At 63.2% G+C, this 19929-nt stretch carries 21 protein-coding genes and 1 tRNA gene; 12 read left to right on the forward strand and 10 right to left on the reverse strand.

Going from position 1 to position 19929, the window contains the following annotated elements; genetic code table 11:
- Nucleotides 1-44 precede the first annotated feature (44 nt).
- From ACQ4WM_RS18790 to ACQ4WM_RS18800, 3 genes are read left to right on the forward strand one after another with little or no spacing between them, the layout of a single operon-like run.
- The gene (locus ACQ4WM_RS18790) at nucleotides 45-2057 is read left to right on the forward strand and encodes an acetyl/propionyl/methylcrotonyl-CoA carboxylase subunit alpha (RefSeq protein WP_436548182.1); all 2013 of its coding nucleotides are present in this window, start codon (nucleotides 45-47) and stop codon (nucleotides 2055-2057) included.
- A gap of 8 nt (nucleotides 2058-2065) precedes the next feature.
- A complete protein-coding gene (locus tag ACQ4WM_RS18795) occupies nucleotides 2066-2998 on the forward strand; it encodes a 2-hydroxyacid dehydrogenase (protein ID WP_436548183.1) in 933 nt (310 codons plus the stop codon).
- A 1-nt stretch (nucleotide 2999) separates the two neighbouring features.
- Nucleotides 3000-3920, forward strand: coding sequence for a hydroxymethylglutaryl-CoA lyase (locus tag ACQ4WM_RS18800; RefSeq protein ID WP_436548184.1), 921 nt, complete (start codon nucleotides 3000-3002; stop codon nucleotides 3918-3920).
- A 103-nt stretch (nucleotides 3921-4023) separates the two neighbouring features.
- Here the strand turns inward: ACQ4WM_RS18800 and ACQ4WM_RS18805 are convergent.
- Nucleotides 4024-4100 (reverse strand) — tRNA-Pro (locus tag ACQ4WM_RS18805).
- 151 nt (nucleotides 4101-4251) lie between these two features.
- Here ACQ4WM_RS18805 and ACQ4WM_RS18810 point away from each other — a divergent pair.
- Nucleotides 4252-4863 carry a hypothetical protein gene (locus ACQ4WM_RS18810; RefSeq protein WP_436548185.1) on the forward strand — a complete coding sequence of 204 codons (612 nt, stop codon included), beginning with the start codon at nucleotides 4252-4254 and terminating at the stop codon, nucleotides 4861-4863.
- A 27-nt stretch (nucleotides 4864-4890) separates the two neighbouring features.
- Entirely contained in the window at nucleotides 4891-5553 is a 663-nt protein-coding gene (locus ACQ4WM_RS18815) for a nucleotidyltransferase domain-containing protein (protein ID WP_436548370.1), read from the forward strand.
- A 55-nt stretch (nucleotides 5554-5608) separates the two neighbouring features.
- On the opposite strand, the gene rsmI is transcribed toward ACQ4WM_RS18815, so the two are convergent.
- Nucleotides 5609-6517, reverse strand: coding sequence for a 16S rRNA (cytidine(1402)-2'-O)-methyltransferase (gene rsmI, locus ACQ4WM_RS18820; protein ID WP_436548186.1), 909 nt, complete (start codon nucleotides 6515-6517; stop codon nucleotides 5609-5611).
- Between the two features lie 12 nt (nucleotides 6518-6529).
- On the opposite strand from rsmI, the gene ACQ4WM_RS18825 reads away from it, so the two are divergent.
- The 5 genes from ACQ4WM_RS18825 (at nucleotide 6530) to ACQ4WM_RS18845 (ending at nucleotide 10186) form a co-directional block, all read left to right on the forward strand.
- A complete protein-coding gene (locus tag ACQ4WM_RS18825; RefSeq protein ID WP_436548187.1) occupies nucleotides 6530-7903 on the forward strand; it encodes a penicillin-binding protein activator in 1374 nt (457 codons plus the stop codon).
- Nucleotides 7904-7912: 9 nt separating this feature from the next.
- The gene (locus ACQ4WM_RS18830) at nucleotides 7913-8266 is read left to right on the forward strand and encodes a YraN family protein (RefSeq protein WP_436548188.1); all 354 of its coding nucleotides are present in this window, start codon (nucleotides 7913-7915) and stop codon (nucleotides 8264-8266) included.
- A 57-nt stretch (nucleotides 8267-8323) separates the two neighbouring features.
- Nucleotides 8324-8920 (forward strand): phosphoheptose isomerase, encoded by a 597-nt coding sequence (locus ACQ4WM_RS18835; RefSeq protein WP_436548189.1) that lies wholly within the window; start codon nucleotides 8324-8326, stop codon nucleotides 8918-8920.
- The gene (locus ACQ4WM_RS18840; RefSeq protein ID WP_436548190.1) at nucleotides 8913-9587 is read left to right on the forward strand and encodes a BON domain-containing protein; all 675 of its coding nucleotides are present in this window, start codon (nucleotides 8913-8915) and stop codon (nucleotides 9585-9587) included. The genes ACQ4WM_RS18835 and ACQ4WM_RS18840 overlap by 8 nt, the downstream gene beginning before the upstream one ends.
- Before the next feature lie 83 nt (nucleotides 9588-9670).
- A complete protein-coding gene (locus tag ACQ4WM_RS18845; RefSeq protein ID WP_436548191.1) occupies nucleotides 9671-10186 on the forward strand; it encodes a peroxiredoxin family protein in 516 nt (171 codons plus the stop codon).
- Nucleotides 10187-10243: 57 nt separating this feature from the next.
- Here the strand turns inward: ACQ4WM_RS18845 and ACQ4WM_RS18850 are convergent, their stop codons facing one another.
- Complete coding sequence (locus ACQ4WM_RS18850; protein WP_436548192.1) at nucleotides 10244-10666, reverse strand: PaaI family thioesterase; 423 nt, start codon at nucleotides 10664-10666, stop codon at nucleotides 10244-10246.
- Between the two features lie 149 nt (nucleotides 10667-10815).
- Between ACQ4WM_RS18850 and ACQ4WM_RS18855 the strand changes: the two genes are divergently transcribed.
- Together ACQ4WM_RS18855 and ACQ4WM_RS18860 are read left to right on the forward strand one after the other, a co-directional pair.
- Nucleotides 10816-11160: a hypothetical protein gene (locus ACQ4WM_RS18855; RefSeq protein ID WP_436548193.1), complete on the forward strand. Its 345-nt coding sequence runs from the start codon at nucleotides 10816-10818 to the stop codon at nucleotides 11158-11160.
- A gap of 88 nt (nucleotides 11161-11248) precedes the next feature.
- Nucleotides 11249-13408: a TonB-dependent receptor gene (locus ACQ4WM_RS18860; RefSeq protein ID WP_436548194.1), complete on the forward strand. Its 2160-nt coding sequence runs from the start codon at nucleotides 11249-11251 to the stop codon at nucleotides 13406-13408.
- 63 nt (nucleotides 13409-13471) lie between these two features.
- Here ACQ4WM_RS18860 and ACQ4WM_RS18865 read toward each other — a convergent pair whose 3' ends face one another.
- From ACQ4WM_RS18865 to ACQ4WM_RS18895, 7 genes are all read right to left on the reverse strand, one after another.
- On the reverse strand, nucleotides 13472-14134 hold the full coding sequence (locus tag ACQ4WM_RS18865; RefSeq protein WP_436548195.1) for a uracil-DNA glycosylase: 663 nt from the start codon (nucleotides 14132-14134) through the stop codon (nucleotides 13472-13474).
- Nucleotides 14135-14258: 124 nt separating this feature from the next.
- Nucleotides 14259-15275: a lipoyl synthase gene (lipA, locus tag ACQ4WM_RS18870; RefSeq protein ID WP_436548196.1), complete on the reverse strand. Its 1017-nt coding sequence runs from the start codon at nucleotides 15273-15275 to the stop codon at nucleotides 14259-14261.
- A gap of 37 nt (nucleotides 15276-15312) precedes the next feature.
- Complete coding sequence (gene lipB / locus ACQ4WM_RS18875; RefSeq protein WP_436548197.1) at nucleotides 15313-16011, reverse strand: lipoyl(octanoyl) transferase LipB; 699 nt, start codon at nucleotides 16009-16011, stop codon at nucleotides 15313-15315.
- A 91-nt stretch (nucleotides 16012-16102) separates the two neighbouring features.
- Nucleotides 16103-17554 carry a MocR-like pyridoxine biosynthesis transcription factor PdxR gene (pdxR, locus tag ACQ4WM_RS18880; protein ID WP_436548198.1) on the reverse strand — a complete coding sequence of 484 codons (1452 nt, stop codon included), beginning with the start codon at nucleotides 17552-17554 and terminating at the stop codon, nucleotides 16103-16105.
- A gap of 135 nt (nucleotides 17555-17689) precedes the next feature.
- Nucleotides 17690-17965, reverse strand: coding sequence for a DUF493 family protein (locus ACQ4WM_RS18885; RefSeq protein ID WP_436548199.1), 276 nt, complete (start codon nucleotides 17963-17965; stop codon nucleotides 17690-17692).
- 21 nt (nucleotides 17966-17986) lie between these two features.
- A complete protein-coding gene (locus ACQ4WM_RS18890; protein ID WP_436548200.1) occupies nucleotides 17987-18313 on the reverse strand; it encodes a hypothetical protein in 327 nt (108 codons plus the stop codon).
- On the reverse strand, nucleotides 18285-19922 hold the full coding sequence (locus ACQ4WM_RS18895) for a DUF6600 domain-containing protein (RefSeq protein WP_436548201.1): 1638 nt from the start codon (nucleotides 19920-19922) through the stop codon (nucleotides 18285-18287). Before ACQ4WM_RS18895 ends, ACQ4WM_RS18890 begins: the two co-directional genes overlap by 29 nt.
- Nucleotides 19923-19929: the final 7 nt, after the last annotated feature.

Consider the following 19929-nt stretch of genomic DNA (forward strand, 5'->3'; position numbering starts at 1 on the left):
CCCCATAAAAAAACTTCCAGCCACGAGCTGCAAAGAGAGAGACCATGTTCACAAAAATCCTGATCGCCAACCGTGGCGAAATCGCTTGCCGCGTGGCCGCTACCGCGCGCCGCATGGGCATCCGCACGGTCGCCGTGTATTCGGAAGCCGACGCCAATGCCAAGCACGTGGCCGTGTGCGACGAAGCCGTATTGATCGGCCCTGCGCCGGCCAAAGAAAGCTATCTGTGCGGCGACAAGATCATCGCCGTGGCACTGGCCACCGGCGCCCAGGCTATCCATCCCGGCTATGGCTTCTTGTCCGAGAACGCCGACTTTGCCGACGCCTGCGCTAGCGCCGGCCTGGTGTTTATCGGCCCGCCGGCGTCGGCGATGCGCGCCATGGGTTCGAAATCGGCGGCCAAGTCGCTGATGGAAAAAGCCCATGTGCCGCTGGTGCCCGGCTATCACGGCGAGAATCAGGACGCGGACTTTTTGCACGCGCAGGCTGACCAGATCGGCTACCCGGTGCTGCTGAAGGCCTCGGCCGGCGGCGGCGGCAAGGGCATGCGCGTGATCGAAAACTCGCTGGACTTCAAGGCCGCGCTGGCCTCGTGCAAGCGCGAAGCGATCAGCTCTTTCGGCGACGACAAGGTGCTGGCCGAGAAATACCTGTCGCGCCCGCGCCATATCGAGATCCAGGTGTTTGCCGATACCCTGGGCAACTGCATCTACCTGTTCGAGCGCGACTGCTCGGTACAGCGCCGCCATCAAAAGGTGCTGGAAGAAGCACCGGCGCCGGGCATGCCGCCTGAGCGCCGCGCGGCCATGGGCGAGGCGGCCGTCGCTGCCGCAAAAGCGGTTGGGTATGTAGGCGCCGGCACGGTGGAATTCATCGCCAACCAGGACGGTTCGTTCTACTTTATGGAAATGAACACGCGCCTGCAGGTCGAGCATCCGGTAACCGAAATGATCACCGGCACCGACCTGGTGGAGTGGCAGCTGCGCGTGGCCTTTGGCGAGCCGCTGCCGAAAACGCAAAGCGAACTGGCTATCCACGGCCACGCCATCGAGGCGCGCATTTATGCTGAAAACCCGGAGAAGGGTTTCCTGCCGTCGATCGGTACCTTGCGCCATATGCGCGCACCTGCCGCAGTGACGTTCGAGCTCGGTGGCACGCCGGTTCCGGCCGGCGTGCGCATCGATTCGGGCGTGCGCGAGGGCGATGCGATTTCGCCGTTCTACGACCCGATGATCGCCAAGCTGATCGTCTGGGGCGCCGACCGCCGCGAGGCGCTGGCACGCATGGCCCAGGCACTGGCCGACTACCAGATCGTCGGCCTGGCCAGCAATATCGCCTTTTTGAAACGCCTGGTCGAAGGCGAGGCGTTCAGCACTGCCGAGCTGGACACGGGCCTGATCGAGCGCAACCAGGAAGCACTGTTCCCGGCCCTGCAGGTGGCGCCCGATACGGCGCTGGCATTGGCCGCCGTGGCGCTGCTGACGCAGGAAGCAGCCGCCAGCCATGGCAGCGGCCCTTGGGGCGATGCGCTGGGCTGGCGTTTGAACAGCACCCTGGGACGCACACTGTCATTCGCCGACGAATACGCGCTGAACCTTGATGCCAGGGCGTATGCCATGCGCATCGCGTACCAGCAGAACGGCTGGCTGTTCAACGGCCAGCGTCTGAGTTTGAGCGCGCGAGACGGCCAGGAACTGCAGATCAAGCTCGGCGAGCGGGCCGTGCGCGGCACCGTGCACCGCGACGGCGAGCAGTTCCATGTCTTTACGGGCGGCGCGCATTACACGCTGCACTACAACGACCCGATGGCGCATGCTGGCGAAGCGGAAGCCGAAGGCGGCCGTTTGACGGCGCCGATGCCGGGCAAGGTGGTAGCCGTGCTGGTGAACAAAGGCCAGGACGTGAAAAAGGGCGAGCCGCTGGTGATCATGGAGGCCATGAAGATGGAGCACACCATCGCCGCGCCGCACGACGGCCTGGTGGAAGACGTGCTGTATGCGGTCGGCGACCAGGTGGCCGACGGTGCGCCGCTGCTGGCCTTCAAGGCGGCAGCTTAGGAATCATCATGCGCATATTGCTGCAACGTTCGGACGGCAAGGAGGCGGACTGGATCAGCGAATTGGCCGCACTGCTGCCCGAGGCCGAGATCACTGCCTGGGGCGAAGGCATAGCGGTGCCCGACTGCGACTACGCCGTGGTCTGGCAGCCGCCAGCGGCCATGCTGGACCAACTGGGCAAGGTCAAAGCCATTTTCAATACCGGTGCCGGGGTCGATGCGCTGCTCAAATTCGGTGCCGCGCTGCCGGCCGATGTGCCGCTGGTGCGCCTCGACGATGCTGGCATGGGCGTGCAAATGGCCGAGTATGTGAGCCACGCCGTGCTGCGCCACTTCCGCCGTTTCGACGACTACGAAGCGCAGGCGCGCGCCGGCATCTGGCAGCCGCTGCCCGCCTTCGACAAGACGGACTTTCCCGTTGGTGTGCTGGGCCTGGGCGTGCTCGGCACCCGCGTGCTGGACGCGCTGGTGCAGTTCGAGTTTCCGCTGCGCGGCTGGAGCCGCAGCCGCAAACAACTCGATGGCGTCGAGTGCTTTGCAGGCGAAAAGGAGCTGGAAGCCTTCCTGCGCGGCACGCGCGTGCTGATTTGCCTGCTGCCACTCACGCCGGATACCCACAACGTACTGGACCGCGCGCGGCTGTCGATGCTGCTGCCGGGCGCTTATGTCATCAACGTGGCGCGCGGTGCGCACCTGGCCGAGCCGGATCTGCTGACATTGATCCGCTCGGGCCATATCGCCGGCGCCACGCTGGACGTGTTTCGCAATGAGCCGCTGCCGCAGCAGCACCCGTTCTGGCAGGAGCCGCGCATCACCATCACGCCGCATGTCTCTGCCACCACCCTGCGCCGCGAAAGCGTGGCGCAAATCGCCGCCAAGATACGCCGCCTGCACGCTGGCGAAGTTGTGGCAGGCACCGTCAACCGTTTGCAAGGATACTGAAATGAACGCTGCTACCAGCCTGCCAAAACAGGTCAAGATCGTCGAAGTGGGTCCGCGCGACGGCCTGCAAAATGAAAAGGAGACCATCAGCGCCGCCGTCAAGATCGAACTGGTCGACCGGCTGACGCAAGCGGGGTTTGCGAATATAGAAGCGGCCTCGTTCGTGTCACCCAAATGGGTGCCGCAGATGGCCACCAGCACCGAGGTCATGGCCGGCATCGCCCGCCGCCCAAGCACCATCTATTCCGCGCTGACGCCGAACATGCAAGGCTTCGACGCGGCGCTGGCGTCCAGGGCAGATGAAGTGGTGATCTTCGGCTCGGCCTCCGAGGCCTTTTCGCAAAAGAACATCAACTGCTCGATCGCCGAATCGATCGCCCGCTTCGAAGGCGTGGCCAAGGCCGCCAAGGATCACGGCCTGCGCCTGCGCGGCAGCATCAGCTGCGCCTTCGGCTGCCCGTACCAGGGCGAAGTGCCGCTCGATGCCGTCGCTGACGTGGTAGGGCGCATGCGCGACCTGGGCTGTGACGAGATCGACATCGCCGACACCATCGGTGTGGCCACGCCCCGAAAAACACAGGCCGTGATGGCGCGCGCCATCGCAGCGTTCCACGTGGGAGGCTTGTCCGGCCATTTCCATGATACCTACGGCCAGGCGCTGGCGAACATCTACGCCAGCCTGGAACTGGGCATCGCCATCTATCACTCGTCGGTATCGGGCCTGGGCGGCTGCCCGTACGCCAAGGGCGCCACCGGCAATGTCGCCACCGAAGACGTGCTGTACATGATGAATGGCCTCGGGATCGCCACCGGCATCGATCTGGACCAGGTGGTCGACGCCGGCCAGTTCATTTCGCAGCAGCTGGGCCGCAAGGGTTCCAGCCGCGCCGGCAATGCGCTGGCGGCCAAGCGCCTGGCATAAAAGAAAAGACTCCTGCAGTGTGAATGCAGGGGTCGCTTTCCCTGGACAGTACAGACGAAAAAAAACCCAAGAGCGTGAACTCTTGGGTTTTTTTCTACAAATTTGGTCGGAGTACAAGGATTCGAACCTTGGACCCCCTGGTCCCAAACCAGGTGCGCTACCGGGCTGCGCCACACTCCGAAGACCAAGATAATACAGACCGGATTCGATTCGGTCAAGGGTCCGGCAAAACTTCCCGTAAATAATTTACGCTGCTGCCGGCCCCGGCCGTTTCGATGCCAAAAAAGTATGCGACACTAAGCGCCAGTTTTCTCTCACAGGATGCGAAAACATGACGGCACTACCATTTGCTTATTCCTTGCATGATTACCCGGGCCCGGCACGCCGGCGCCACATCGCTCCTGTGGTGGGCGTGGTGCTGCTGCATGTGGCGTTGCTGTATGGCTGGCGCCATGCCAAGCCGCCGCCCCTGCCCGACGCCGGGCCCAGGGTCGAGTCGGTCACCGTGTGGATACGCCCGCCAGTGGTCAAGGCGCTGCCGCCACCGCCCGTGGCCAAGGTGGCGCCGCAACGCGAAAAGAAACCGGTCCGTGCAGCGCCGTCGCCCCGGGTACCGGCCATGCCAGCGGCCGAACCCGTACCGAACGCCATCACGGTTGCGCCATCGCCCACGCCAGCCGATCCGCTGGCAACTGAGGCACCGAAGTTCGATATGGAAGCGGCCTTGAAAACCGCGCGCAAGGTGGCCAGCGAACGCGACCCGGCCAAGGTTGGCACGGCAGTCGGCCAGATCCCGGACAAACCGTTGCGCACGGAAACCCAGCTGGCGCGCGATATTGCCAGTGGCAAGCGCGGCGATTGCCGCACCGCGTATGCGGGTGCCGGGCTATTGGCACCGTTGGTAATGCTGCTCGACAAGAAAGATAGCGGATGCAAATGGTAACGATCTCAAGTCATAAATAACTTGAATATGCCCATATTGGGTACTATCATACCCAATATGGGCATATATGCAGATACGTTATTTTCCAAAACACAGCAACGCGTGCTGGCCTTGCTGTTTGGCCAGTCGCAACGCTCGTTTTACGCCAACGAGATTATCGCTTTCGCCGCCATGGGCTCAGGTGCGGTACAGCGCGAACTGGCAAAGCTGGTGAAGTCAGCCTTGGTCACTGTCAAAAAAGTGGGCAACCAGAAGCATTACCAGGCGAATCATCATGCACCGATTTTTGATGAGCTGCGCAGTATTGTCATGAAAACTTTTGGCGTGGCCGATGTGCTGCGCGTGGCACTGCAAGCGCACTGGCCGCAGATCGACCTGTCGTTCGTGTATGGTTCGATGGCAAAAGGAAGCGAACAAGCGCACAGCGACATCGATTTGATGGTGATCGGCGAACCGATCTCGAATGCCGCCTTGCTCGACGCATTGCAACCGCTACAGCAGCAACTGGGCCGCACCGTGAACCCGACGCTCTACACGCCGACGGAATTTGTCCAGCGCGTACGCGACGGCAAGTCATTTATCGTGCGCGTGCTGGAACAACCGAAAATCTTTGTGAAAGGCGGGGAAGATGAACTCATCGGCCTCACAAGCACTGGCGAATCTGGCGCGGATCGGCCAGCTCAAGGCTGAACCACCCGATGCGCGCGAGCGTGCGGGCTTGCTGCATTCTGCAGCCGTGCGTTCCCTACTCCTGCCCCTTTAGTTGCAAGGCCCGCTCATATAAAGCATTCTTTTTGCGCCCGGTAATTTGCGCCGTCAGGTTGGCTGCCTGCTTGACGCTGCATTCGGCCAGCAGGATGCCCAGGATGCGTTCGGCTTCCACGTCTTCGGCGTCCTGCGCTTCGGTGGCGCCTTCGAGCAGGATGACGAATTCGCCTTTTTCGCGATGTGCATCAAGTCGGATCCAGGCTTCGGCTTCGGACAGCGGGCAGCGGTGGATTTCTTCGAACAGCTTGGTCAGTTCGCGCGCGAACACCACCTGGCGCGTCGGCTCGAACGCGTCGGCCAGGGCGGTGGCGCAGTCGAGGATGCGATGCGGCGCTTCATAGAAGACCATGGTGGCGGTCACGCCGCGCAGGCTGTGCAACATGTTTTCGCGCTGCTTGGCCTTGGCGGGCAAGAAGCCGATAAAGTAAAACTGGTCGTTCAGCAAGCCGCTGGCGGAAATGGCGGTAATCGCCGCTGACGGGCCGGGCAAGGGCAGCACGCGCAGGCCGGCCGCACGCACCGCGTCAACGATGCGCGCGCCGGGATCGGATACGGCAGGCGTACCGGCGTCGGAGACCAGCGCGATGCGCTCGCCGGCATGCAGGCGGGCGATCAGGGTTTGCGCCACTTCGCGTTCGTTATGTTGATGCGCAGCAATTAACGGCTTGTTCAGGCCAAAACGCGTCAGCAAATGCGCGGTATTGCGGGTATCTTCACAGGCGACAGCGTCAGCCAGGCTCAGCAGGTGCAAGGCGCGCAGGCTGATGTCGGTAACATTGCCGATCGGCGTGGCCACTACATACAATGTTGCGATAGGATAGACCTGGTGCGCGGCCTCTGTCATGATGGGCAGGCTGGCGATGGAACTGATTTCTTGTACGGTCATTTTGGAGGATCAATGCTTGCTAATAGTGTGAAGTTACTGCTTGTTTGTGCCGCGACCGGCATGCTGAGCGCTTGCAGCACGCCGTGTGACGCGCCCGGGCAATTGTGCGCGCCTATTGAATCTAACACAAGGGCACTGCCGCCAGCGCCGCCGCCGATCCCGGCGCCGCTGCCCAAGCCGGCCGCGCCTGAACCGGTGACGTTTGCCGTCGCCGTGCCCAACATCACCGCCTATGATGAAGGCGGCAAGCCGGAGGTAGCGCCCATGACAGGCAAGCCGGCCGCCGGTACACCGCTCGACATGCCGGCTGCCACGGCGCCGGCGCCATCGGACGGCAAAGTTCACTATATCGGCCTGCTGCTGCCGCTGCGCTCGGCTTCGCTCGGTCCGGCCGCCAGCCTGTTGCGGGCCGGCTTCATGGCAGCTTACGAGCGCGACCGCAGCGGCTTCGAAGTGACAGTGATCGATACGGGCGACGGCAGCGATGATGTACTGAACAAGTTTGCGCAAGCCCAGCAGGAGCAGGATATCGTGGTCGGCCCCTTGTCGCGCTCGGCCGTCACGGCGGTCGCCAACAGCAATCTGGTGAAAAAGCCGACCATCGCCCTGAATCACCCCGAGAACCGCAATGAAGCGCGCCTGCCCGCAAAACTGCTCGTCATGGGCTTGTCGATCGAAGCGGAAGCGCGCCAGGCCGCTGCCTGGGCCGCCAGCGAACAGCCGCGCGCGAACGCCTTGATCCTGTCGGCCAATTCAGCCTCGCAACGCCGCACCAGCATCGCTTTCAAGCAGGAATGGCTGCGCCAGGGCGGCAGCGCCGACCAAGTCGACCTGACGGCCACCAATGGCTACCTCAGTGACGCCGAACTGGTGCAACTGCGCGCGCGCCTGTCGGCCAATCCACCAGCCCTGATCTTTGCCGCGCTGGACGCCGACCAGGCGCGCCAGCTGCGCGTGGCGATCGGCCCCGACCTGCCGTTGTATGGCACCTCGTCGCTCAATCCTGGCCCCGGCCGTGGCGCCAGCGGCCCGGAACTGGACGGCGTGCGCCTGCTCGACCTGCCATGGAAAGTGCAGCGCGATCATCCGCAAGTGATGGTGTATCCGCAACCTCCGCAGCCCGTCGACGGGCGCCTGACGGCCGACATGGAACGCCTGTATGCGCTCGGCATCGATGCTTTTCGCGTGGCGCGCGAAGTGGCGCTGCGCCGCGGGGCGCCGTTCACGCTCGATGGCGTGACGGGCCGCCTGGCGGTAAGTTATGACGGCGGCCAGGCGCGCTTCGAGCGTACCGAGCAAGCCGCCACTTACCAGCAGGGCGTAGTCGGTACCTGGCCACCGAAACCTGTGCCTGAACCAGCGCCGGCGATGCCGGCTGCACAGTAGAAGCCCGTCATGCCGCCCGCGCCAGACAAACGTGGATTGGGGCGGCTGGCGGAAGACGATGCGCTGGCGTATCTGCTGCTGCAGGGACTCAAACTGGTAGAACGCAATTTCCTGTGCCAGGGCGGCGAGCTGGACTTGATCATGCGCGACGGCAAAAGCGTCGTGTTCGTCGAAGTGCGCCAGCGCAGCAGCAACACTTTCGGCGGCGCCCTGGCCAGCATCACGCCAACCAAGCAACGGCGCCTGACGCGCGCGGCGCAAACCTGGCTGTTGACGCAAAACAGCCTGCCACCGTGCCGTTTCGACGCCGTCGTCATCGATGGCACTCGCATGGAATGGCTGAAGAACATTCTCGATATGTAAGCATTTTTAACAGCGCTTGTCCGTCTTTCCGCGCGCCTGCACTATAATCGGCAGACTATGAATAATCAACGCATCCTCTCGCACTTCCACGAAAGTGCCGAACTCAAGATCCAGGCCTCTACGGTGCTGGCACCCGCGATTGCCCAGGCAATCGAGCTGATGTTTGCCGCGCTGTCAAACGGTAACAAGATCCTGGCCTGCGGCAATGGCGGTTCCGCTGCCGACTGCCAGCATTTTGCTGCCGAACTGGTTGGCCGCTTCGAGCGCGAACGCTTTCCGCTGCCGGCGCTGGCATTGACCACCGACACGTCGATCATGACGGCGGTGGCCAACGATTACAGCTACCGCGAAATTTTCTCGAAGCAGGTACAGGCCTTCGGCCAGGCCGGCGACATCTTGCTGGCCATTTCCACCTCGGGCAACTCCGGCAACGTGATGGCGGCGGTGGAAGCGGCGCTGGAGCGCGAAATGCGCGTGGTGGCGCTGACCGGCAAGGACGGCGGCGCGATCGGAAAAATGCTGACGGACGCCGACGTGCATATCTGCGTACCAGCCGAACGCACGGCGCGCATCCAGGAAGTGCATCTAACAACCATACACTGCATATGCGACGGCATCGACGTCGCACTATTCGGAGGAGACGTGAATGACTAAATTCGGTACTGGCCCAGGCTGGAAACGCGTACAACGCCCACTGGCGACCGCTTTGCTGTGCGGCGCCATGCTCACCTCGCTGACCGGCTGCATCGAATTGATGGTCGGTGGCGCGGTGATGAGCGGCGTGGCTGCCGCAGACCGCCGTACCCTGGGCGCCCAGACCGAAGACAAGGCGATCGCCGTGAAGGGCGAGGCACGCGTGCCGGCCGTCACAGGTGATGCCGGCCATGTGAATGTCACCAGCTTCAACCGCCGCGTGCTGCTGACGGGCGAAGTGCGCGACGAAGCGATGAAAAACGCCGTCGAACGCGAAGTACGCAATATCGCCGGCGTGGAGTCGGTATCGAACGAGCTGATCATCGCCGGCCCGGCCAGCTATACCTCGCGCTCAAACGACGCGCTGCTGACCACCAAGGTCAAGGCCAGCCTGGTCGACATGAAAACCATTTCGGCCGCCTCGTTCAAGGTAGTCACCGAAAACAGCACCGTCTTCCTGATGGGCCGTGTGACCCAGCGCGAAGGCACCGTGGCAGCCGACGTGGCGCGCGGCGTGGGCGGCGTGCAGAAAGTGGTCAAGCTGTTCGACTACATCTCGGAAGCGGAACTGAAGCAATTCCAGGCCGATCCGGCACCGGCGCGCGTCAGCAACCCCGTCGGACAGTAAAACCCATAGGTCTTCCGGCCTGCGGCACGCGCAGAACGATGGGGCTATAATGGCCCCATCGTTACGTATCAGGTGTTTAAATTATGTCAACATCGACTTCCAAGTCCTGGCTCAAGCCTGTCCTGATCACCGTGCTGGTCGCGGGCGTGGCAGCCGCAGCTTATCTGTCGCTGCATAACAAGCAAAGCGCACCGGACGTGACCTTCCACGCCATCAACGGCGAAAAGATTGCATCGAACAGCCTGCGCGGCAAAGTCGTGATGGTCAATTTCTGGGCCACCTCGTGCACCACCTGCGTGGCGGAAATGCCGGAAATGGTCGAGACCTACAATAAATACAAGGCGCAAGGCCTGGAATTTGTTGCGGTCGCCATGCAATACGACCGCGCCGACTATGTGCTGAACTTTGCCCAGACACGCCAGTTGCCGTTCAAGGTGGCGCTCGACGTCAAGGGCGAAGCCGCCAAGGCCTATGGCGACGTGGCCATGACGCCGACCACCTTCGTGCTCGACAAGCAGGGCAAGATCCTCAAGCGCTACGTGGGCAAGCCCGAGTTTGCCGAGCTGCACAAGCTGCTGGAAACCGCCATCGCCGGATAACGATCGGCATCGACCGGTGGGCCAGTCTGGCATCAATATTACTGGCCCAGGCTGTCCTTACCTCGGATAGAGAATCATCTGGGTGCAGCGGAACAGGGCAAGCGTCTTGCCGGTTTCCTTGCTTGTCACCACCGCATCCCACACCTGCGTGTTGCGGCCCTTGTGCTCGACTTTCGCGGTGCACAGGATGGTGCCCTCGCGGGCCGTGCCCAAATGGTTCGATTTCAGTTCGATGGTAGTGAAGTTGTTCGCGCCTTCAGGCAGGTTGGCGATACAGCCATAGCCCGAGGCCGTGTCCGCCAGGGTCACCACGCTGCCGGCGTGCAAATAGCCGTTCGGCGCCAGCAAGTGCGGCTGCACCGGCAATTCGGCCGTCACCTGGCCATCGCCAACCGACGTGATCACGATGCCCAGGTGGCCGGGCAGGCGGCCGACGCCGCGCTGGTTCAATACTTCGAGGGTAACTTCAGGATTGTTCATGGTCTCTGTCTGTCTTTCTTGTAGGGGCTGAAAACACGATGATGATAGCAACTTTGGCTGGAGGCGGCAGGCAACGTTGTTGTGCCATAAAGCAAATCAATTGCAACAGACACTGACAGCGACAGCGTTTTTTTGCTACCATGCGCACTATGTCCACCCGCCAGCCACCTCGCAAGCCAGCTCATAAAGCGGCGTCCGCCTTCACGCGCACGCCATGGCAGCTGTGCGTGGCGCTGTTCAGTGCGCTGGCCCTGGTGTTGCTGCTGTCGACCGCCGCCTCGCACCTGCACAAGACCGGCCTCGACGCGGAAGAGTGCGCGCTGTGCGCCACCGTTATCGACAAGGTGGCCGACCTTGCCGTGCCGCCGGTCCTGGTCGAGCCGCCGGCGCAACTGTTGCCATATCGCCTGCTGACCATCCTGCCGGCCAGCCCGCCGCCCGTTATTGCCCTGCTGTTGCCGCCCGTGCGCGGCCCCCCATCGACCTCGCTGTAGTTCCCACGCTCTTACTTTTTTCAGGCTGCATTGTCGCGTCCACAGGGATCGCGCCATGCTGTCTGGCGTACACTCTATGAGGTTCACCATGCAACACACTCCACGCCTGAGCGCGCTGTCGCTCGCCATTGCCAGCCTGTTTACCGTTTCCGCCCATGCGGCCGATGCCGCGCCCGACGCCACGACCGATGCAGCTCCACAAGAGATGCAAACCGTCGAAGTCACCTCGGCCCATCTGCGCAGTGCGCGCATCGAGCTGTCGCCGAAAGTGGGCACCACCATCTACAGTATCGACAGCCATATGGTCGACATGCTGGGCCAGGGCGACAATACGCCGTTCAATGAAGTGCTGCTGCGCCTGCCCGGTGTGTCGCAGGACTCGAAGGGCTCGGGCGCCCTGCATGTGCGCGACGACCATGCGAATGTGCAGTACCGCATCAACGGCGTGCAACTGCCGGAAAGCATCAGCGGCTTCGGTCAGTCGATCGACACGCGCCTGATCGACAAAACCGATTTCATCACCGGCGCCTTGCCGGCCCAGTTTGGCCTGCGCACGGCCGGCATCGTCGATATCGAAACCAAGGAAGGCGGCATGACGCCGGGCGGACGCATCGGCATCCTGGTAGGCAGCCACAACCATATCGAACCGAGCGCGGAGTTTTTCGGCAGTGTCGGCAAGTTCAATTACTATTTGTCCGGCAGCTATCTGGGTAACTCGCTGGGCGTGGAAAATCCGCAGGACACGCGCAATGCGCTGCACGACAAGACGCGCCAGAACAAATCGTTCGGCAACCTGTCTTATTTCTTTGATGACAATACCCGCCTGGGCGCCATGTTCGGCACCTATAACGGCCGCTTCCAGATCCCGAACAACCCGGACCAGGCACCCGGTTTCACCCTGGCCGGCCGCAGCGATGCACAAGCCGGCACCTCGACCCTGCCATCGTCGCAGCTCGATGAAAACCAGCGCGAAGTGAACCGCTTCCTGGTGCTGTCGCTGCAAAAAAGCCTGGGCGACCTGAACTACCAGGTATCGGCCTTCCACCAGTATTCGCAGCTGCATTTCACGCCCGACCCGATTGGCGACCTGATCTACAACGGCGTAGCCTCCGATTCGCGCCGCTCGAACAGCGCCTCGGGTGCCCAGTTCGATATCAGCTACAAAGTACACCAGGACCACACCGTGCGCGCCGGCCTGGCCTACACGCGCCAGAAAACCGGCAGCGACAACACGGTCGGCGTGTTCCCCGCCGATGAAAACGGCCAAAGCGCCATCACGCCGATCACCATCGTCGACAACAGCGGCAAGACCGGCACCCTGGCCAGCTTTTACTTGCAGGATGAATGGCATATCAGCAAACCGCTGACCCTGAACTATGGCGTGCGTTTCGACAAGGTCTCGGCCTTTACCGAAGAGCAGCAATGGAGCCCGCGCCTGAACCTGGCCTACCAGGTTGCACCAGGCACCGCCGTGCACGCCGGCTACTCGCGCTACTTCACGCCGCCGCCGCAGGAACTGGCGGCGCAGGGCAGCATCGACCTGTATGCCAACACCACCAATGCGCCGGAAATCGCCACCTCGGACAACGTCAAGGCCGAGCGCACACATTATTACGATATCGGCATCAGCCACCAGGTGAATTCAAAACTGACGCTGACGGCCGACGCGTATTACAAAAAAATCACCAATCTGCTTGACGAAGGCCAGTTCGGCCAGGCGCTGATACTCACGCCGTTCAACTACGCCGAGGGTTATGCCAAGGGCCTGGAATTGTCGGCCATCTACGCCGAGAAAGACTGGGGCATGTTCCTGAACGCCAGCACGCAAAAAGCGCAGGGCCGCAACATCAATTCAGGCCAGTCCCTGTTCGGCGCCGATGAAGTGGCGTATATCAAGAACAACTATGTCTTCCTTGACCACGACCAGACCTACACCATGTCGGGTGGCGGACACTACCACTTCGGTGATTCGCAAGTAAGCGCTGACTTCCTGTATGGCAGTGGCCTGCGCATGACGCCGGACGGCGGCGCACCGAATTCCGGCCATTTGCCGCATTACTTCACGGTCAATACGGCGCTGACGCACACCTGGAAAAACACGCCGGTCGGCAAAGTGGAAGGACGTTTGGCGCTGATCAACCTGTTCGACAAATCGTATCTGCTGCGCGATGGTTCCGGCGTCGGCGTCGGTGCGCCGCAATATGGTGCGCGCCGCAGCCTGTACGCTGGCCTGTCGACGAGTTTCTAAAGAGTTACGTGCGAAGACAGCGGCAGGGAGCAACGCCTGCCGCTGTCGGTTGCCGTGATGTCGTCAGCCCCAGGTGATGGGCTGCTGGCCATTTTCCTGCAAATAAGCGTTGGCCTGGCTGAACGGCTTGCTGCCAAAAAAGCCCCGGTGCGCCGACAGCGGCGACGGATGCGGCGCCGTCAGCACCTTGTGCTTGCCCTCGTCGATCAGCGCGCGCTTGGCGATCGCATACGCTCCCCACAAAACAAACACGATGCCGTCGCGTTCCTGCGACAGATGGCGGATCGCGCTGTCGGTCAGCTTTTCCCATCCCTTGCCCGCATGCGAGCCGGCCTCGCCGGAACGTACCGTCAGCACGCTGTTGAGCAAAAACACGCCTTGCTGCGCCCAATCCGTCAGGTCGGTGTGCGTGCGCTGCACGCCCATATCGCTGGCCAGCTCCTTGATAATATTACGCAAACTCGGTTGTGGGCGGGTGCCATCGGGAATCGAAAAGCACAGTCCCATCGCCGCGCCCGGCGTGTGATACGGGTCCTGCCCCAGGATCACGACTTTGACCTGCTCGAACGGCGTCAGGTCAAACGCACGGAAAATCGCTTTACCCGCTGGAAAGCACGGTCCGGCAGCATATTCTTCTTTCACAAAAGCCGCCAGGCTGGTCCACCAGGGCTGCTCGAATTCGGCCTGCAGCCGCTGTTTCCAGGATTTCTCGATACGTACTTCCATATTCACTCCAGAATTTTTTGGCAAGCCAAGTATAGCTTCCTGAACAATCTGCATTGTTTCCGATTCGGCCCAAAAAAAGCCGCCCGGCTTGCGCGGGGCGGCTCGATCTGATTGCTGCTGGAACTTACACGTTCAACGCCGACTCCACCCCAGCCATATGCGCCTGCTCATCCGCATGGTACGAACTGCGCACCATGGCGCCGATGGCGGCGTGGGTAAAGCCCATCTTATAGGCTTCTTCTTCGAACATCTTGAACACGTCCGGGTGCACGTAGCGGCGTACCGGCAGGTGGCTGTTCGATGGCGCCAAATATTGGCCGATGGTCAGCATGTCGATGTCGTGCTCGCGCATGTCGCGCATCACTTGCAGGATTTCCTCGTCCGTTTCGCCCAGGCCGACCATGATGCCGGACTTGGTTTTGACGTCCGGGTACATGGCCTTGAAATCCTTCAGCAGTTTCAGCGAGTGCATATAGTCCGAACCGGGGCGCGCTTCCTTGTACAGGCGCGGTGCGGTTTCCAGGTTGTGGTTCATCACGTCGGGCAAGCCATCTTTGAACAAATTCAGGGCTTTTTCCAGGCGGCCGCGGAAGTCGGGCACCAGCACTTCGATGCGGGTGTTCGGCGACAGCGCGCGCGTTTGCTGGATGCACTCGACAAAGTGGCCGGCGCCGCCGTCGCGCAGGTCGTCGCGGTCGACCGAAGTGATGACGACGTAGTTCAGGCGCAGCTTGGCGATGGTTTTCGACAGGTTGGCCGGCTCATCCTTGTCCAGCGGATCCGGGCGGCCGTGGCCGACGTCGCAGAACGGGCAGCGGCGCGTGCACTTGTCGCCCATGATCATGAAGGTGGCCGTGCCCTTGCCGAAGCATTCGCCGATATTCGGGCAGCTGGCTTCTTCGCAGACAGTCACCAGCTTGTTTTCGCGCAGGGTGTCCTTGATTTCATAGAAGCGGGTCGAGGCAGAAGCGGCCTTGACGCGGATCCAGTCCGGCTTTTTCAGGCGCTCGACTTGCTCGATCGGAATGATCTTGATCGGGATGCGCGAGGTCTTGCTGGCGCCTTTTTGCTTTTCGCTCGGGTTGTAGGCGGGAGCGGCGGTGGCGACGGGGGCGGTACTGGAAATGGTCTCAGAAGTCATGGCTGCGAGCCCTTGTGGGGCATGTTGGTTTGTTTGCTCAGGCATCTGCTGCCTGAGGCGCGCCTGCGGCGCTATGCTGTACATCGAGTAATTCGGTCAGTTCACGGGCCAGCGCGTGCTGCACCTCAAGCAGCGCCACTTCCACGCCCTGGCTGCGCATGTCGACCGTTTTCAGGCCGGAATAGCCACAAGGGTTAATCCAGGAAAACGGCGCCAGGTCCATCGCCACATTGAGCGATACGCCATGGTAGGTGCAGCCGTTGCCGCGCACTTTCAAGCCCAGCGCGGCGATCTTCGCGCCTTTGTCCGGTCCGCCGGCGATATAAATGCCGGGTGCGCCATCGATGCGCTCGCCTGCAAGATTATACGCGGCCAGCACATTGATGATGGCCTGCTCGATTTTATGCACGAACTGGCGCGCATACAGCTTGCCACCCGGCTTGTTGCGGCGCAAGTCCATCAGCAGATAAATCACCACCTGGCCTGGGCCGTGGAAGGTCACTTCGCCGCCGCGGTCGGTCTGCACCACGGGAATTGCCTCGGCGCCGGCCAGCAAGTGGCCACGGTCGGCTGCCAGGCCCAGGGTAAATACGGGCGGGTGCTCGACGATCCACAGTTCGTCGCGTGTTTGCGTCGTGCGCGCGTCGGTAAACGCGCGCATGGCGGCAAAGGTCGGCTCGTAATCGACGCGGCCCAGCTCGCGGATCAGGGCCGCTTCGGTTCGGGTGGTGGTCATGACAGATTCTATGATCGGCTGCCGGCGCGCGGTCGACGCTGCGGCGAAGCCGAGATTATACCGCCACAGGCGAACCAGGACGGGCCATGGCTCAGTTCTGCAACAACAACTGCGCCAGTTGCGGCGCCGCCAGCCGGATCTGGGCGCTGCTCAAGGCGGTGTAGCCGACCAGCACGGCCGGCGGCAGACGCGCCTGCTGGCAAAATTCGCCCAGCCCCTGCAGCGCCAGCCCTGCCTGCGCGGCGCGCGCACAGAATGCCGCTTCGTCACTGCCGGGCGGCAGCCACAGCACAAAATGAAAACCAGCTTGCTGGCCAGAAACGCTGTAGCGGCCGGGCGCCAGCTGTTCCAGGCAGGCCAGCAGCAGGTCGCGCCGCTCCTTGTAGGCCAGACGCGCCTGGCGCAGATGGCGCACGAAGACGCTTTCCTCGATCCAGGCGGCCAGCGCCAGCTGGTCCGGCATGCCCACCGAATGGGCCGTCAGTTGCAGGGTGCGCAGCAACAGCGGGCGCAAGCCGGGCGGCAGCACCATGAAGCCCAGGCGCAGCCCGGCGAAGAGGGTTTTGTTGAAGCTGCCGCAATAGATCACGCGCTGGTACTGGTCCAGCGATTTGAGGGCCGCCAGCGGCGCGCTGTGGTAGTTGAATTCGCTGTCGTAATCGTCTTCCAGCACCCAGGCGCCGGTCTCGCTGGCCCAGTCGAGCAGGGCCAGGCGGCGCGTCACGGACATGCTCACACCCAGCGGCGACTGGTGGGCCGGCGTGACATACACCAGGCTGGCGTCGGCATGTGCCTGCAGGGCGGCGCAATCGATGCCTTCGGCGTCGACCGCGATATCGACAGGGGTCGCGCCAGCCAGCGTGAACAGGGTGCGCACGGCCGGATAGCCGGGGTCTTCCAGGCAGACTTTGTCGCCCGGGCGCACGGTGGCACGCGCGATCAGGTCAATCGCATGGCGGATACCGGTGGTGATCACGATGTCTTGCGGGTCGCAGCGGATGCCGCGGTACTTGGCCAGGTAGTCGGCCAGTTGCCGGCGCAATTCGGGCGCGCCGGCAGGATCGGCGCTGCACAGTTGGCCTGGCGTGGCGGCGGCCAGCGCCCTGGCCGCGCAGCGCGACCAGGAGGCAGTCGAAAACAGAGCCGCATCGGCGCGCCGGGCCACGAAGGGCAGGGTGTCGCGCACGCCGGCGTCGATTGCGGCCTCAGGAACTGCGGCCTGGTTGCCAGGCAGATTGAAGCCTGCCATCAGGAAGCGTTCCGGCACCACCGCGCACACGCGCGTGCCGGAACCGGGCACGCGCGTCACATAGGCTTGCGCATGCAGGCGGTCAAAAACGGTTTCGATGGTGCCGCGCGACAATTCCCAGTGCGCGGCCAGGGCGCGGCTGGACGGCAAACGACTGCCGGCCGGCAAAACCTTGCCGAGAATGGCCGCGCGCAGCGCTTCATACGCGCTCTCCTGCTTGCTGATGGCCGGATTGTCGAGCCAGCTGGTAGGACGCGGCAACTCCAGGGCTAGCGTTAATTTTCCTCGCGGCATAGTGAATCGTCCAGGTGGTCCAATAGTTTTTCGTGTTAGCGACAAGCGCATTACACCACAACCATTTTACTCTCACCGTTCTGGTGCACTTGCGCCTGCCGGACAGCACCGGCCGCCGCGCGGCAGCATGGATCGTTACATCACGATCTTGACCATCGGGTGCGCCGACAGCGCGTTGTACAGGGCGTCGAGCTGTTCGCGGCTGACGGCGCGCACGGTCACCGTCAGGCCCGTGTAATTGCCCTTGCCCGATGGACGCACTTCCAGGCGGCCTTCATGGAAGGTGGGGTCATGGCTGACCACCAGCGCGGTGATGGTGGGCGCGAAATCGACATGCGTCGGACCCATGATCTTGATGGGGAAGTCGCTCGGGTACTCGATCAGCGATTCGCTGGGAGGGATGGTTTGCATGGTGGTTCCAATCAGAAGCGGTCAGGGCGGACGGGCACGCCCGCACAAGCCCGTATTGTAGCGAAATTCCACAGCGGGCGAAGCAGCCACCAGCGGCGCGCCGGCCGGGCAAAAAAAGGCCAGCTGGGTAAGCTGGCCAAAAACTATTTCGTTTGCACAAACAAAATAGCCGGAAAAATCGGTGCTGTCTTGCCGCAAGGCGTTGCGCCGTGCTGCAATGACGCTACTGTAGACAAAACACCGACGTTTTACTTCCGGCATGTGACGAACTGTCAGTTTGGCGGCCTGAAGTGCCTGAATCGCCGCCAGACGGCAAGGCTCAGCGCTCCGCTTCCTGGATGCGGCCATTGTTTCTGCCCTGGTTGGGGCGTTCGCGCGCAGGATTGCCGCGCTCGCCGCCGCGCTCGACACGGCCTTCGGCGGCGGGCCGTGGAACAGGCATGGCAGGCGCTGGCGCTGGTGCCGCAGGCCGTGGCGCGGCCACCGGTGCAGCGGCGGGGGCCGGTTGCGGCGGCGGACGGTTGCCGCGCTCGCCACGGTCGCTCCGGTCCACGCGCTCGGCGCGATCCGGGCGGTCGATACGCTCCGGACGGTCGCCGCGTGGCCGATCTTCGCCGCGCCAGGCCGGACGGCCAGGCTGGGCGATCGCATCCTGTACCGGCGGCAAAGCGGGCGCAGCGGGCATGGCGGGTGCTGCCGGTGTGGGCGGGCGCCGTGGTTCGCGTACCGGCATGGCCATGTCTTCCGTCTGCAAGCGTCCGGGCCGGTTGTTCCAGTCGCGGCGCGGAAAATCGGGACGGTTTGTTTCGCGCGGCGGACGTTGCCAGCCAGTGCCATGGGAAGGTGAGGGTGCGGTGCTCAAGGGAACGTTATGGACCTGCGGCGGCGGCATCGTCGTTCCGCCGTCGCGCCGTGGCCGGTCCCGGTCCCGGTAGCCGGGCACATAGCGGTCGCGCGGCGACAGCGGAAACCAGCCCATGCCGGGGCCGGGGCCGGGACGCAATCCATGCTGCAGCCCCGGCCGTGGACCGTGATCGCTACCGGCCCAGCCTACCAATGCCGGCGCCCAGGCGTTGCGGGCGCGTTCGCGGCCAGGCGCCCAGCCCCAGCGCTGGCCGACCTGCACCCAGCGGCCATAGTGCGACGGCGCATAGCCCCAGGGCGCATTGTCGATCCAGGTCCAGCCCCACGGCGCAATCCAGCTCCAACGACCATCGCTGTAGGGCGCCCAACCGACGGGCACGGCACGCGGCAGCCACAAGGGGCCGTATTCGGCGCTTTCCTGCCATGCGCCATGGCGGTCCAGCTCTTCATAGCCGGTCACGTCTTCAGTCACATAGCGCAGCGCCGGTGAGGCCGACACCACCGTTTCGGGCCAGCTGTCAAAGGCGATGCGCTGCAGCGGGCCGGTGCGCAACTCGTCGTCCGTCAGTTCGGCGCGCTTGCCGGCGCGCAGCATCACGCTGGCCGTGCTGCCGTCGACGTCAGCCGCGCCTTCGAGCACGCTGACGACGCTGGTGCCGGGCGGACGCTCGGCGTCTATCCGCACCCAGCCCGGCTGCGTCAGCACCACGCGCGCCTGGGCGGTGGTGATTTCCAGGCCGCGCAGGGCGTCCGGATTGCGCACACGCACGCTGGCGCTGCCGTAACCGAGGTGCAATTTGAAACTGTCATCGTCGAGCTGCGTGACTTCCAGCTCGGAATCGCCGTCCAGGCGCACGGCTGCGCCGCCCACGCGAAACTCGGCCAGCGCATTGCGCCGGGTGGTGATCAGGTTATCGGTGCTGACGGGCCAGTTCAGCAAGGCGTCCTGCGGCTCGCCATCGCCGGCGCGCACCAGCACTTGCCCTTCGACCGTGGAAATGCGCCCCACGCGCTCGGTGGGATCGGCCGCTGCCTGCGCCCCGGCGGAGGACAGCACGAGGGCAAAGACGGTGTTCAGGAAAGTCGGACGCATGATGGCG

Source organism: Janthinobacterium longum (genome assembly GCF_051380735.1).
Lineage (GTDB): Bacteria > Pseudomonadota > Gammaproteobacteria > Burkholderiales > Burkholderiaceae_D > Janthinobacterium.

What these genes read in the sequence shown, in the direction of transcription:
- ACQ4WM_RS18790 (WP_436548182.1), top strand. Translation starts at nt 45, where the DNA reads ATGTTCACAAAAATCCTGATCGCCAACCGTGGCGAAATCGCTTGCCGC.
- ACQ4WM_RS18795 (WP_436548183.1), top strand. Translation starts at nt 2,066, where the DNA reads ATGCGCATATTGCTGCAACGTTCGGACGGCAAGGAGGCGGACTGGATC.
- ACQ4WM_RS18800 (WP_436548184.1), top strand. Translation starts at nt 3,000, where the DNA reads ATGAACGCTGCTACCAGCCTGCCAAAACAGGTCAAGATCGTCGAAGTG.
- ACQ4WM_RS18810 (WP_436548185.1), top strand. Translation starts at nt 4,252, where the DNA reads ATGACGGCACTACCATTTGCTTATTCCTTGCATGATTACCCGGGCCCG.
- ACQ4WM_RS18815 (WP_436548370.1), top strand. Translation starts at nt 4,891, where the DNA reads ATGCCCATATTGGGTACTATCATACCCAATATGGGCATATATGCAGAT.
- rsmI (WP_436548186.1), bottom strand. Translation starts at nt 6,517, where the DNA reads ATGACCGTACAAGAAATCAGTTCCATCGCCAGCCTGCCCATCATGACA.
- ACQ4WM_RS18825 (WP_436548187.1), top strand. Translation starts at nt 6,530, where the DNA reads ATGCTTGCTAATAGTGTGAAGTTACTGCTTGTTTGTGCCGCGACCGGC.
- ACQ4WM_RS18830 (WP_436548188.1), top strand. Translation starts at nt 7,913, where the DNA reads ATGCCGCCCGCGCCAGACAAACGTGGATTGGGGCGGCTGGCGGAAGAC.
- ACQ4WM_RS18835 (WP_436548189.1), top strand. Translation starts at nt 8,324, where the DNA reads ATGAATAATCAACGCATCCTCTCGCACTTCCACGAAAGTGCCGAACTC.
- ACQ4WM_RS18840 (WP_436548190.1), top strand. Translation starts at nt 8,913, where the DNA reads ATGACTAAATTCGGTACTGGCCCAGGCTGGAAACGCGTACAACGCCCA.
- ACQ4WM_RS18845 (WP_436548191.1), top strand. Translation starts at nt 9,671, where the DNA reads ATGTCAACATCGACTTCCAAGTCCTGGCTCAAGCCTGTCCTGATCACC.
- ACQ4WM_RS18850 (WP_436548192.1), bottom strand. Translation starts at nt 10,666, where the DNA reads ATGAACAATCCTGAAGTTACCCTCGAAGTATTGAACCAGCGCGGCGTC.
- ACQ4WM_RS18855 (WP_436548193.1), top strand. Translation starts at nt 10,816, where the DNA reads ATGTCCACCCGCCAGCCACCTCGCAAGCCAGCTCATAAAGCGGCGTCC.
- ACQ4WM_RS18860 (WP_436548194.1), top strand. Translation starts at nt 11,249, where the DNA reads ATGCAACACACTCCACGCCTGAGCGCGCTGTCGCTCGCCATTGCCAGC.
- ACQ4WM_RS18865 (WP_436548195.1), bottom strand. Translation starts at nt 14,134, where the DNA reads ATGGAAGTACGTATCGAGAAATCCTGGAAACAGCGGCTGCAGGCCGAA.
- lipA (WP_436548196.1), bottom strand. Translation starts at nt 15,275, where the DNA reads ATGACTTCTGAGACCATTTCCAGTACCGCCCCCGTCGCCACCGCCGCT.
- lipB (WP_436548197.1), bottom strand. Translation starts at nt 16,011, where the DNA reads ATGACCACCACCCGAACCGAAGCGGCCCTGATCCGCGAGCTGGGCCGC.
- pdxR (WP_436548198.1), bottom strand. Translation starts at nt 17,554, where the DNA reads ATGCCGCGAGGAAAATTAACGCTAGCCCTGGAGTTGCCGCGTCCTACC.
- ACQ4WM_RS18885 (WP_436548199.1), bottom strand. Translation starts at nt 17,965, where the DNA reads ATGCAAACCATCCCTCCCAGCGAATCGCTGATCGAGTACCCGAGCGAC.
- ACQ4WM_RS18890 (WP_436548200.1), bottom strand. Translation starts at nt 18,313, where the DNA reads ATGGCCGCATCCAGGAAGCGGAGCGCTGAGCCTTGCCGTCTGGCGGCG.
- ACQ4WM_RS18895 (WP_436548201.1), bottom strand. Translation starts at nt 19,922, where the DNA reads ATGCGTCCGACTTTCCTGAACACCGTCTTTGCCCTCGTGCTGTCCTCC.